Genomic DNA, 12750 nt, shown 5'->3' on the forward strand with positions numbered 1-12750 from the left:
ACGACCCGGGAGGACGGACGGTGGGGCGGCTGACCGGCGGGGATCCCTCGCTGCTGCGAAGGATCAACTCCGCGGTGGTGCTGCACGCGCTGCGTGCCACGGACTGCGCGACCTTGACCGAGATCACCCGGGTGACGGGGCTGTCCCGGCCGACCGTGGAGGGTGTGGTCGAGGACCTCATCGCGGCCGGGCTGGTGGTGGAGAAGGCGGCCGAGGAGGGCGCGGCCCGGCGGCAGGGGCGGCCGGCCCGGCGGTTCCGGTTCCGGGCGGAGGCCGGACATCTGCTCGGTCTGGAGATCGGGCCCCACCGGGTGGCCGCGCTCCTCTCCGATCTGGACGGGCGGGTGATGGGCGCGCAGGCCAAGGACGTCGACCCGGCCGCACCGGCGGACGAGCGCCTGGAGCGGCTGCGCACGGCGGTCGCCGAGCTGCTGCGCCGGGCGGGCGTGCCACGCGGTTCGCTGCGCGCGGTGGGGGCGGCCACCCCGGGCATCGTGGAGGCGGATGGCCGGATCCGGCTGGGCACCGCGCTGCCGGAGTGGACCGGGCTGCCGCTCGGTGAGCGGCTGAGCCGCTCCTTCAAGTGCCCGGTGCTGGTGGAGAACGACGCCAACGCGGCGGCCGTGGCCGAGCACTGGAAGGGATCCGCCACCGAGTCCGACGACGTGGTGTTCGTCCTCGCCGGCCTGAGCCCCGGCGCCGGGTCGCTGATCGGGGGGCGGCTGCACCGCGGCTACGGCGGGGCGGCCGGGGAGATCGGGGCGCTGCATCTGCTCGGCCGGGACGTCACGCCGGAGGCGCTGCTGTCGACCACGGGCGAGCCGTTGCACCCGCTCGACGAGCAGGCCGTCGCCGCGGTCTTCGCCAAGGCGCGCGAGGGCGACCAGGGTGCCCGGGCGGCCGTGGACCGGTTCATCCAGCGGCTGGTGCACGACGTGGCCGCGCTGGTGCTGGCCCTCGACCCGGAGCTGGTCGTGGTGGGCGGCTGGGCGGCCGGCCTGGACGGTGTGCTGGAGCCGCTGCGCCGGGAACTGGCCCGGTACTGTCTGCGCCCGCCCAAGGTCGCGCTGTCGCTGCTGGGCGAGGCGGCGGTGGCCACGGGCGCGCTGCGGCTGGCGCTGGACCACGTGGAGGAGCAGCTCTTCGCCGTCGAGGGCACGGTGACGGCGGGGCGGGCGGTACGCCGGTGACGGCGCCGGAGTGACGGTCATCCGGCCTGGGCGAGGGTGACGGTCATCCGCCCTCGCGGCGACGGTGACGGCCGTACGGCCCGCGTCCCGGACTCCTGGAGGGGACGCGCGGGCGGCAGGCCGTCCCCACGACCGCAGCCGTGACCGACGGTCGTGGGGTCCGAGGGGGTGTCAGGAAGCCTGGCGCTGCGGTCCGTGGTGGATCTCGACGCCGCCCGAGTCGCCGAACGTCAGTCGACACGTGTCAGCGCGGTACGTGGCGACGGAGAGGGCCGCGGTACGGCCCTCCGCGACGAAGCGCGTGGTGACCACCAGGACGGGCGCGCCGGGCAGCCGGTCGAGCTCCTTGGCGTCGTCCGCGCGGGCCGAGCCCAGCTCCACCGCGCGCTCCTGGCTGTCGAGCCGGAGCCGTTGCAGCTCGCGCAGCACCACGCGCGCGCGTGCGCCGCCGGGCGGGGTGTCGATGGCGGTGAGGTCGGGCACCGAGGACCGCGGTACGTAGAGCAGTTCCGCGGCGACGGGCTGTCCGTGGGAGACCCGGGAGCGGCGCACGGTGTGGACGGGCTCGTCGCGTCCGCTGACCAGGGTCTCCGCGACCGCGGCGGGCGGGGCGGCGAGCGTACAGTCGACGGGCTGCCAGCCGTCGTCCCCGGCGCCGGGCCAGGCTTGTCCGGCGGTGCCGACGGCGACCCCCACGCGCGGCGGCGCGACCGTGGTGCCGACGCCGCGCCGGCGCTGCAGCCTGCCCTCCAGTTCGAGCTGTTCGAGCGCCTGGCGGAGCGTGGCACGGGCCACGCCGTAACGGGCGGCCAGTTCCCGTTCGTTCGGCAGGATCTCGCCCACCGAGAACTCGTTCTCCAGCGCTTCGCTGAGCACGGTCCTGAGATGCCAGTATTTCGGCTCCGGCACCGTTTCCAGTTGCGTGGTCCCCACCCTGTCCTCCGCAATCGCCGTGGCCCGGCGGCGTTTTCGCGCCCTTGTTTATTAAAGGTTGTTGCACTTGTCTGCGACCATAGGGCGGCCCCAACCCTTGGTCAATACCAATGCGAGTCGGGCGGAAGCAGGGGGCTACCGGCGGGTAGCGGTAGCTGACAAGCTGTCTCACGGCATCCGTCAGCCCGCCCGGACGAGGAGTACCGATGTCCCCCATGCCACCCGTGTCACCCGTGTCGCCGGTGTCCGAGACCGTCACCTTCAAGGTCCCCTCCTCCGAGGGTCCACGACCGGTGACCGTGTCGTACGCGCGCGTGGGCAGCGGGGAGCCGCTGCTCCTGCTGCACGGCATCGGTCACCACCGCCAGGCGTGGGATCCGGTGGTGGACATCCTGGCCGCCGAGCGGGAGGTGATCGCGGTGGACCTGCCCGGGTTCGGGGCGTCTCCGGCACTCCCGGAGCCGCTGGCCCACGACCTGGCCACGACGAACGCCGTGCTGGGCGCGTTGTGCGAGGCGCTGGAGCTGGACCGGCCGCACGTGGCGGGCAACTCGCTCGGCGGTCTCCTCGCCCTGGAACTCGGCCGCACGCGGCAGGTGCGGTCGGTCACGGCGCTGTCCCCGGCCGGGTTCTGGTCACCGGCCGAACGGCGTTACGCGTTCGGGGTCCTGCTCGCGATGCGGCGGATCTCCCGGCGGCTGCCGCTGCCGCTGGTGGAGCGCATGGCGCGGTCGGCGGCCGGCCGTGCCGCCCTGACGAGCACCATCTACGCCCGGCCCGCGCGCCGTTCGCCCGAGGCCGTGGTCGCGGAGACACGGGCGCTGGCGGGGGCGACCGGCTTCGACGCGACGCTGCGGGCGGGGACGACCGTACGGTTCACCGACCCGCTGGCGGGACTGCCGGTCACCGTGGCCTGGGGCAGCCGGGACATGCTGCTGGTGCCCCGCCAGGGCGTCCGGGCGAAGCAGGTCGTCCCCCACGCCCGCCTGGTGCGCCTCCCGGGCTGCGGGCACTGCCCGATGAACGACGACCCGGCGCTGGTGGCACGGGTGATCCTCGACGGGAGCCGATGAGCCGGCACCGCCGGGGGCCCGACGCCACCGCCGGGCCCCCGGCCGCCAGGCCTCAGCGGCGGGGGCCGGCCGACGGCGCCGGCACGGAGGCAGCGGCGTCCCCCTCGGCGGGCCGGGGCTGCGGGCTCGGGGCGTCGGCCTCGGCGGGGCCGGCGGCCGTCGCGCCGGGCGCCCGCCGGGCCCGGCTGAGAGCACCCGAGCCCAGGGCGACCCCGGTGCCCACCAGGGCGCTGCCCACCGCCTGGGCGGGGCCGTAGGACCCCGTGGCGACGAGGGGAGCGGTGCAGGCGGCGGCGACGGGGATGAGGCCGGAGAACAGGGTGGCGCGTTCGGCGCCGATGCGCTGGATGGCCATGTACCAGCACACGAAGCCGATGACGGTGACGACGACCGCCTGCCACAGCAGGGCGGCGCTCTCCACCGCGTCCGGCCGGCGCAGCCACGCGCCGCCGTCCAGCGCCACGCCGGCCAGCGCGGACTCGGCCGCCGCGAGCCCGCACACCGTGGCGGACAGCAGCCGGGGACCCAGCGGCCGCAGCACCGGCACGGCGAGCACGGCGAAGCCGACCTCGCCGCCCAGGGCGCAGACGGACCAGACGAGGCCCATGGCGTCGGTACGGCCCCAGCCCTGCACGGTGAAGGCGCCGACCGCCACCAGCGACGCCCCGTACATGACGGCGCGGCGTGGCCGACGGCCCTCCAGGAGGGGGACGAGGACCGCCACGACCACCGGTGCGCAGCCGACGAGGACGCCGGGCACGGCCGGTTCGGCGGTGCGTTCGGCGGCGAGGACGGCGAGGTTGAAGCCGACGTTTCCGACGGCCGCGAGCAGCGCGAGGCGCAGCCACTGGCGCCGGGTGAGGGCGCGCAGGCGGGCTCTGACGCCCCCGCGGGCCAGTGGCAGCAGGAGCAGGCAGGCCAGGCCGTAGCGCAGGGTCTGCCCGCCGGCGTACGGGTAGTCGCCGAGGACGCTGTTGGCGGTGAAGGAGGCGCCGACGAGAACGCAGGCGAGCGCGGCGAGGAGCGCTCCGCGCGAGGCGGTGGGGTTCATGCCACTGACGTTAGGAGCGGCGGCGGTCCGGTTTAAGGTCCACTTCCATGGCGTCATCACGGACCAATCCGCAGGGCTCCGCCGCGTCGGCCGGCGAGGAGGACCTGTCGGCCACCCCGTCCGCCGCCTGGGAGGTGCTGCTGCCGGCCGTGTCGGCGCCGGCACGCGCGCGTGGGCGCGCGTTGCAGGCCGCGCTGCGCGAGGCGGTGCGCTCGGGGCGGCTCGCGCCGGGCACCCGGCTGCCGTCGAGCCGGGACCTCGCCGCCGACCTCGGGGTGTCCCGGGGCCTGGTCACCGAGGCGTACGAGCAGCTGACGGCGGAGGGCTATCTGCGCAGCGGCCGGGGTGCCGGGACCTGGGTGGGCGGTGCCGCTCGGGCGGCCCGGCCGCGCGCCCGGGACCTCGCGCCCCGGGTCCCCGGCGCGCGGGCGGACTTCGTGCCCGGCACCCCGGACCTGTCGCTGTTCCCGCGCCCCGCCTGGGCCGCGGCGCAGCGCGCGGTGCTGGCCGACCTGGCGCACCACGAGCTCGGCTATCCCGACCCGCGCGGACTGCCCCGGCTGCGCACCGCGCTGGCCGAGCTGCTGGCCCGGCGCCGGGGTGTGGTCGCCGACCCCGAGCGGATCGTGGTGGTCTCCGGGGTCGCCCAGGCGAGCGCGCTGCTCGGCTGCGTGCTGCACGCGCGCGGGCTGGACGCCGTCGGGGTGGAGGATCCGGGCAGCCCGCAGCACAGCGCGCTGTACGCGGCGGCCGACATGACCGCCGTACCGCTGCCGCTGGACGGCGAGGGACTGGCTCTCGGTCCGCTGGCCGCGTCGGGGGTGCGGGCCGTGGTGACGACGCCGGCGCACCAGTTCCCCACCGGTCTCGCGTACTCGGCGCGCCGCAGGACCCGGCTGCTGGAGTGGGCGCGGGCGGTGGACGGTTACGTCCTGGAGGACGACTACGACGGCGACTTCCGCTACGACCGCGCGCCCGTGGGTGCCCTGCAGGGGCTGGACCCGGAGCGGGTGGCGTACACCGGGTCGGTGAGCAAGTCGCTGGCGCCCGGGCTGCGGCTGGGCTGGCTGCTGGTGCCGGAGTCGCTGGCGGAGGACGTCGTCGAGCGGAAGCGGACCATGGATCTCGGCCATCCCACGCTGGACCAGGCGCTGTTCGCGCGGTTCCTGGAACGCGGCGACTACGACCGTCAGCTGCGCCGCTGCCAACGGGCGTACCGGGAGCGGCGCGACGCCCTGGTGGCGGCGTTGCGGGAGCACTTCCCCGGTTCGCGGGTCACCGGCATCGCGGCGGGCCTGCACGTCATCGCCTCGCTGCCGGGACGGCACGGCCCCGAGGCGGAGTTCGCCGCCCGGGCGCAGGCGGCCGGCGTGTCGGTACGCACCCTCGCGGACTACGCGCACGACCGATCGGACGGACGACCGGACGACCGAGCGGACGGACGACCGGACGGACGACCCGCGCGGGGCGGCGCTCCGCCCGCGGCACGCGTGCGTGCCGGCGGATCCGGTGGGGGGCGGGTGCAGCTCGTGCTCGGCTACGCGCATCTGCCGCCCGCGCGGATCCGGGACGGCGTACGGATGCTGGCCGAGGCCACGGCGCGGTGAACGGGGTGCGGCGCGGCGCCTCCGCGGGGGCCGGGAGGAGTTGTTCACTCGTGGTTCGCGTGGCCGCCGCGCCGCCCGCGTAGGTGTGGGCACGACACATCGGCCGGTTCCCGTCCCAGGAGGCCCCTCCATGTCCGATCGTCCGTTCCCGGGGCGCCGCGGCGTCCTGCGCGGCACCCTCGCCGCGTCCGCCGCCCTGACCCTGCCCGTCGCCGCCGGTGCGGCGCCCGCCCTCGCCCGGTCCGGGCGGCCCGGCGCGGCGTGGGGCGTGCAGACGGGAGACGTGGGCGCGCACTCGGGGCTGGTGTGGGTGCGCTCCGACCGTCCGGCCCGCATGGTCGTCGAGACGTCGGCCACCGAGTCGTTCCGGGGCGCGCGCCGCTGGTGCGGCCCGCTGCTCGGCCCGGACACCGACTTCACCGGCACCACCCGGCTGCACGGTCTGCCGGCCGGCGAGCAGATCCACTACCGCGTGCTGCTGGCCGACCCGGACGACCCGCGGCGCACCGGCGAACCGGTGGCCGGCACCTTCCGCACCGCGTCCTCGCGGCGCCGCGACGGGGTGCGGTTCGTGTGGTCCGGGGACCTCGCCGGGCAGGGCTGGGGCATCAACCCGGACCGCGGCGGCTACCGGATCTACGACGCGATGGCCGCGCTCGACCCGGACTTCTTCCTGTGCAGCGGCGACAACGTCTACGCCGACGGCCCGATCGCACCGTCCGTCAACCTGCCCGACGGCAGTCTGTGGCGGAACGTCACCACGGAGGAGAAGTCCAAGGTCGCCGAGACGCTGGCCGAGTTCCGCGGGAACTTCCGCTACAACCTGCTCGACGCGAACCTCCGCCGGTTCAACGCGCAGGTGCCCTCGATCGTCCAGTGGGACGACCACGAGGTGACCAACAACTGGTACCCCGGGGAGATCCTCGCCGACCCCCGCTACACCGAGAAGCGCGTCGACGTGCTCGCCGCGCGGGCCCGGCGCGCGTTCTCGGAGTACTTCCCCATCCCGACGCTGCGCCGCCCCCGCGGCCGGGTGTACCGGGTGGTGCGCCACGGACCGCTGCTGGACGTGTTCGTGCTGGACATGCGCACCTACCGCAACGCCAACTCGCCGGACGACCGGACCACCGACCCCGAGGGCATCCTCGGCGCCGAGCAGCTGGCGTGGCTCAAGCGGGAACTGGCCCGCTCCCGGGCGGTGTGGAAGGTGCTCGCCTCGGACATGCCGCTCGGCCTGGTGGTGCCGGACGGCACCGACGGCCTGCCGAACATCGAGGCCGTCGCCCAGGGCGATCCCGGGGCGCCCCTGGGCAGGGAGCTGCAGATCGCCGAGCTGCTGCGGTTCGTCAAGCACCGCCGGATCACCGGCACGGTGTGGCTGACCGCCGACGTCCACTACACCTCGGCCCAGCACTACCAGCCCTCACGAGCGGCGTTCGACGACTTCGAGCCCTTCTGGGAGTTCGTCTCCGGCCCGCTCAACGCGGGCGCGTTCCCGGCCAACGCCCTGGACGGCACGTTCGGGCCGGAGCGGGTGTTCGTGAAGGCGCCGACGACCGCGAACGTCTCCCCCGCCGGCGGGTACCAGTTCTTCGGCGAGGTGGACATCGACGGCGGCAGCGGGGAGTTGACGGTCCGGCTGCGCGAGCAGGACGGCACCGTGCTGTTCACCCAGGTGCTGCGGCCGGGCCTGGTGGGACAGTAGGGCCCGGGTCCCGTACGCTCGGCGCAACACCGCGCACCGGCGTCATCCCCCGGTGCGCGGTGTTCCGTTCGCCCGCACGCGGTTCAGCCGCACGCCGTTCATCCGGACGCCTTCGCGCGGACGCCGCCCTCTCGGGCAGGCAGAGGCGGTTGCAAAGCGGACAAATTCAGCATTTACCCATCAGTCACAAACCGTTCGTGATCACGCAACACCCTTCCTCCACAGTGGCCGTATGAACCGGAAGACGACTGACGTGACACGCGCCAAGAACGGGCGCCCCGTCCACCACTGGCGGCGGGACATCGTGGAGCTCGCCGCCCTGTTCACCGCGGTGGCGGTGGCCGACGTGGTGGCGAACCTGGTGGGCCACGGCCCGGACGGGCCTGCCCTGCTCACCCTGTCGGCGGCCGCCCTCGCCGCCACGGCCTGCTTCCACACCTGGTGGTCACGCCGCCACGGCCACGCACCGCCGGTGAGCGATACCGGCGATACGAGCGCCCGGCCGGGCTCCGCGCGGGAGCAGGCCGGGCCGTCCGCGCTGCCGGAGGAGGCGGCCCGGCCGAGCACCCTGTGGCGGATGCGGACGACCGTGAAGGACGAGCCGGGCGCGCTGGCCGCCCTGTGCACCGCGCTCGCCGGGCAGCGCGTCGACATCCTCACCCTGCAGACGCACCCGCTGGGCACGGACACCGTCGACGAGTTCCTGCTGCGCGCCCCGCGCGACCTCGCCTGCGCCGAGATCACCCGTGCCGTGGCGGGCGCGGGCGGCTCGGGCACCTGGATGGAGCGGGCCGACGCCCACGACCTGGTGGACGCGCCGACCCGGGTGCTCGGCCTGGCCACCCGCACGGCGCTGGACGCCGCCGAACTCCCTCTGGCACTGCGGCAGTTGCTGGGCCGGTGCACGATCCGGTCGCTGCCCGCCACCGCGCACGGCGACGGCCGGGGCGCCGACCGGGTGCCCGTGGAGGGCGTGCTGGAGGAGACGGTGCTGCGACTGCGGGCGCCGGAGGGCGGGGTGATCACCGTGGAGCGGCCGTATCTTCCCTTCACCCCGACGGAGTTCGCCCGCGCGCGGGCCCTGGTCGAGCTGGACGCCCGGCTGGGCCCGAGGGTCCCGTGCGGCCAGGACGTACTGACGCTGCCCGAGGGCAACGACATCACCGTGCGCCGGGCCGACGTCGGTGACCTGCAGGCCGCGAAGGAGATGCACGAACGGTGCTCCAGCCGGACCCTGGGCATGCGGTACCACGGGCCGGTGGGTGACGCCGACCGCTATCTCAAGCATCTGCTCAGCCCCCGCTTCGGCCGCACCCTGGCGGTGCGCACCCCCTCGGGCCGCATCGTCGGCCTCGGCCACCTGCTGTGGGACGGCGACGAGACGGAGGTCGCGCTGCTGGTCGAGGACCGTTGGCAGCGGCGCGGCATCGGCGGGGAACTGCTGCGCAGGCTGGTGGCCATGGCCCGGGAGGCCGGCTGCGAGAGCGTGTACGCGGTGACGCAGGCGTCCAACACGGGCATGGTCGCGGCGATGCGGGGGCTGGAGCTGCCGCTCGACTACCAGATCGAGGAGGGCACGCTGGTGATCACGGCCCGCCTGCAGAGCTCGGTGGTCAGGACCTGAGCACCGCCGCGGGGCGGGCGACGGCCACCGCGGTGTCCCGGTCGCCCGCGCCCCCCGCGGACAGTGCCGTGTCCAGGTCGGCCCACAGGTCCTCGACGTCTTCCAGGCCCACGGACATCCGCAGCAGGCGGTCGCTCACGCCCGCGCCCCTGCGGTCCTCGGCGTCCACGATGCGGTGGCTGATCGACGCGGGGTGCTGGATCAGCGTGTCCACGCTGCCGAGGCTGACGGCCGGGGTGACGAGGCGGACGCCGGCGATCACCTCGTGCGGGTCGCCGTGCACCTCGAAGGCGACCATGGCACCGCCGATGCCCGGGTAGTGGACGCGGGCCACGCGCGGGTCGCCGGCGAGGCGGCGGGCCAGCTCGGCCGCGGTGTCCGAGGCGGCGCGGACCCGGACCGGCAGGGTCGACAGGCCCCGCAGCAGCAGGTAACCGGCGAGCGGGTGCAGGACACCACCGGTGGCGAAACGTATCTGCCGCAGCTGTCCGGCGAACTCCTCGTCACAGGCCACCACCCCCGCGAGCACGTCCCCGTGCCCGCCGAGGTACTTGGTGGCGCTGTGCAGCACCAGCCGGGCGCCCGACTCGGCGGGGCGCTGGAGCACCGGGGTGGCGAAGGTGTTGTCGACCAGCAGGGGCACGCTGCCGCAGGCGTGGGCGACGGCCCGCAGGTCGACCTCGGCGAGGGTGGGGTTGGCGGGCGACTCGACCATGACCAGGCCGGTGTCCGGGCGCAGTGCGTCGGCGATCCCGGCCGGGTCGGTCCACGTCACCTCGGTGCCGAGCAGCCCGGCGGTCAGCAGGTGGTCGCTGCAGCCGTACAGGGGGCGCACGGCGACGACGTGGCGCAGCCCGGAGGCGGCGCGGGCGAGGAGCACCGCACTGAGCGCGGCCATGCCGCTGGCGAAGGCGACCGCGCTCTCGGTGCCCTCCAGCCGGGCCAGCGCCGTCTCGAAGCGGGCCACGGTGGGGTTGCCGAGCCGGCCGTAGACGGGCGGGCCGTCGGGGTCGGCGCCGGTGGTGGCGAAGGCGTCGATACGGGCCGCCTCGGCGCGGCTGTCGTAGGACGGGTAGGTGGTGGACAGGTCGATGGGCGGGGCGTGCAGGCCCTGGCGGGCCAGGTCGTCCCGGCCGGCGTGCACGGCCTCGGTGGCCAGTGCCCGGGGTGCTCTCGGTGCGGGGCGGCGTACGTCGTCGTACGCGGGCGTACCAGCTGTGTCCATGGGCGGAAGGGTGAACACCGACCGGGTTCCGGGGACCAGATCCCGTGCTACGTTCGGGCCATGGCCGAATCTGTCGTACTGGACCCGGTGGATCTGCATCTGCTGCGGCTGCTGCAGAACGACGCCCGGACCACCTACCGGGACCTCGCCGCGCAGGTGGGGGTGGCACCGTCGACCTGCCTGGACCGGGTGACGCGGCTGCGGCGGTCCGGGGTGATCCTCGGCCATCAGCTGCGGCTCGATCCGGCCAGGCTGGGGCGGGGGCTGCAGGCCCTGCTGTCGGTGCAGGTCCGGCCGCACCGGCGGGAACTGGTGGGTCCGTTCGTGGAGCGGGTGCGGGCGCTGCCGGAGGCGCTGACCGTGTTCCACCTGACCGGCCCGGACGACTATCTGGTGCACGTGGCGGTCGCGGACATGGCCGATCTGCAGCGGCTGGTCCTCGACGAGTTCACGGCCCGGCGGGAGGTGGCCCGGGTGGAGACCAGGCTGATCTTCCAGCGGTGGGACTGCGGTCCCCTGCTCCCGCCGGACACGCTCTCGGCGAAATCCGGCTGATCCGGCGACCGGACCGGCGAAACGGGGCTGACGCGGCACCGGTATCCGTACGACGATGTCCGCATGTCAGAGACGAACAGCAGCCCGCTGCCGCGGCAGGTCGCCGACGCCTACGTCGACGAGCTCGTCGCCCTCGATCCGGTCACCGGCACCTACCTCGGCGTACAGGAGAGCGCCGGCCGCCTGCCCGACCTCTCACCGGCGGGACAGGACGCGCTCGCGCGGCTGGCCCGGGACACCCTGGCCCGGCTCGACGAGGCCGAGAGCCGGCCCGGCGCGGACAGCGACATCGAGCGCCGGTGCGCGCGCCTGCTGCGCGAGCGGCTGACCGCCGAACTCGCCGTGCACGAAGCGGAGGAGGGGCTGCGCCACGTCGGCAACATGGGCTCGCCGGCGCACCACGTGCGCGAGGTGTTCACCGTGACGCCGACCCGGACGGAGGAGGACTGGGCGGCGATCGCCGAACGGCTGCGCGCGGTGCCGGCCGCCCTCGCCGGGTACCGGGAGTCCCTGACCCTCGGTCTGGAGCGCAAGCTGTACGCGGCGCCGCGGCCCACGGAGACCTTCGTCGGACAGCTCACCGAGTGGGCCGACACGGACGGGTCCGGGCGCGGCTGGTTCGAGGACTTCGCCGCCGCCGGCCCCGACACGCTCAGGGCCGAGCTGGACGAGGCGGCGCGCGCGGCGACCGCCGCGGTGGCCGGGCTGCGCGACTGGATGCGCGACGTGTACGCGCCGGCCGTCCAGGACGCGCCGCAGACCGTGGGCCGTGAACGCTACGCCCGGTTCGCCCGCTACTACAACGGCACCGACCTCGACCTGGACGAGGCGTACGCCTACGGCTGGGCCGAGTACCACCGGCTGCTCGGCGAGATGCGGCAGGAGGCGGAGAAGATTCTGCCGGGTGCCGAGACGCCGTGGGCGGCGCTGGCCCACCTCGACGAGCACGGCCGGCACATCGAGGGCGTCGACGAGGTCCGGGCGTGGCTGCAGGGCCTGATGGACGAGGCGATCGACAAGCTGGACGGCACCCACTTCGAACTCGCCGAGCGGGTACGGAAGGTGGAGTCGTGCATCGCGCCGCCCGGCAGCGCCGCGGCGCCCTACTACACGCCGCCGTCGGAGGACTTCTCGCGGCCGGGCCGCACCTGGCTGCCGACGATGGGCGAGACCCGGTTCCCGGTCTACGACCTGGTGTCGACCTGGTACCACGAGGGCGTGCCCGGCCACCACCTCCAGCTGGCGCAGTGGGTGCACGTCGCCGGGAACCTCTCCCGCTACCAGGCGTCCGTCGGCATGGTCAGCGCCAATGCCGAGGGCTGGGCGCTGTACGCGGAGCGGCTGATGGACGAGCTGGGCTTCCTCACCGATCCCGAACAGCGGCTCGGCTATCTCGATGCGCAGATGATGCGGGCCGTGCGCGTCATCATCGACATCGGCATGCACCTCGGCCTGGACATTCCGGCGGACTCCCCCTTCCGTCCGGGCGAGCGCTGGACGCCGGAGCTGGCCGAGGAGTTCTTCGGGTCGCACAGCAGCCGCCCGGCCGACTTCGTGGTGAGCGAGCTGACCCGCTATCTGACCATCCCCGGCCAGGCCATCGGCTACAAGCTGGGCGAGCGGGCCTGGCTGCTGGGCCGGGAGCGGGCCCGCGCGCGCCACGGCGCCGCCTTCGACCTCAAGGCCTGGCACATGGCGGCCCTCTCGCAGGGTTCGCTGGGTCTGGACGACCTGGTGGACGAGCTGTCCCGGCTCTGACGCGGATGCCGGGCGGGGCACGCGGGGCG

Annotated in this window: 10 protein-coding genes; 7 read left to right on the forward strand and 3 right to left on the reverse strand. The window is 75.0% G+C overall.

The features are described from left to right. Window positions 1-20: 20 nt before the first annotated feature. The gene (locus tag AC3ET3_RS17065; RefSeq protein ID WP_432136957.1) at window positions 21-1190 is read left to right on the forward strand and encodes an ROK family transcriptional regulator; all 1170 of its coding nucleotides are present in this window, start codon (window positions 21-23) and stop codon (window positions 1188-1190) included. Window positions 1191-1361: 171 nt separating this feature from the next. On the opposite strand, the gene AC3ET3_RS17070 is transcribed toward AC3ET3_RS17065, so the two are convergent. Continuing rightward, complete coding sequence (locus AC3ET3_RS17070; protein WP_432136883.1) at window positions 1362-2123, reverse strand: GntR family transcriptional regulator; 762 nt, start codon at window positions 2121-2123, stop codon at window positions 1362-1364. 242 nt (window positions 2124-2365) lie between these two features. On the opposite strand from AC3ET3_RS17070, the gene AC3ET3_RS17075 reads away from it, so the two are divergent. Next, window positions 2366-3196 carry an alpha/beta fold hydrolase gene (locus AC3ET3_RS17075; protein ID WP_432136956.1) on the forward strand — a complete coding sequence of 277 codons (831 nt, stop codon included), beginning with the start codon at window positions 2366-2368 and terminating at the stop codon, window positions 3194-3196. A gap of 52 nt (window positions 3197-3248) precedes the next feature. On the opposite strand, the gene AC3ET3_RS17080 is transcribed toward AC3ET3_RS17075, so the two are convergent. Then, entirely contained in the window at window positions 3249-4247 is a 999-nt protein-coding gene (locus AC3ET3_RS17080; protein ID WP_432136882.1) for a DMT family transporter, read from the reverse strand. A gap of 47 nt (window positions 4248-4294) precedes the next feature. On the opposite strand from AC3ET3_RS17080, the gene pdxR reads away from it, so the two are divergent. The 3 genes from pdxR (at window position 4295) to AC3ET3_RS17095 (ending at window position 9183) form a co-directional block, all read left to right on the forward strand. Further along, window positions 4295-5854, forward strand: a complete 1560-nt coding sequence (gene pdxR, locus AC3ET3_RS17085; protein WP_435612427.1) for a MocR-like pyridoxine biosynthesis transcription factor PdxR — start codon at window positions 4295-4297, stop codon at window positions 5852-5854. 130 nt (window positions 5855-5984) lie between these two features. Beyond that, entirely contained in the window at window positions 5985-7559 is a 1575-nt protein-coding gene (locus AC3ET3_RS17090) for an alkaline phosphatase D family protein (protein WP_432157104.1), read from the forward strand. A 232-nt stretch (window positions 7560-7791) separates the two neighbouring features. Next, window positions 7792-9183, forward strand: coding sequence for a GNAT family N-acetyltransferase (locus AC3ET3_RS17095; RefSeq protein WP_435612428.1), 1392 nt, complete (start codon window positions 7792-7794; stop codon window positions 9181-9183). On the opposite strand, the gene AC3ET3_RS17100 is transcribed toward AC3ET3_RS17095, so the two are convergent. After that, complete coding sequence (locus AC3ET3_RS17100; RefSeq protein WP_432136878.1) at window positions 9173-10408, reverse strand: trans-sulfuration enzyme family protein; 1236 nt, start codon at window positions 10406-10408, stop codon at window positions 9173-9175. The two genes, AC3ET3_RS17095 and AC3ET3_RS17100, sit on opposite strands and share 11 nt — an antisense overlap. 60 nt (window positions 10409-10468) lie before the next feature. Here AC3ET3_RS17100 and AC3ET3_RS17105 point away from each other — a divergent pair, with 60 nt between their 5' ends. Next, window positions 10469-10963, forward strand: coding sequence for an Lrp/AsnC family transcriptional regulator (locus AC3ET3_RS17105; RefSeq protein ID WP_432136877.1), 495 nt, complete (start codon window positions 10469-10471; stop codon window positions 10961-10963). 63 nt (window positions 10964-11026) lie between these two features. Continuing rightward, a complete protein-coding gene (locus AC3ET3_RS17110) occupies window positions 11027-12721 on the forward strand; it encodes a DUF885 domain-containing protein (protein WP_432136876.1) in 1695 nt (564 codons plus the stop codon). The last annotated feature ends 29 nt before the right edge of the window (window positions 12722-12750 follow it).

It is taken from the genome of Streptomyces sp. bgisy159, from assembly GCF_057707805.1.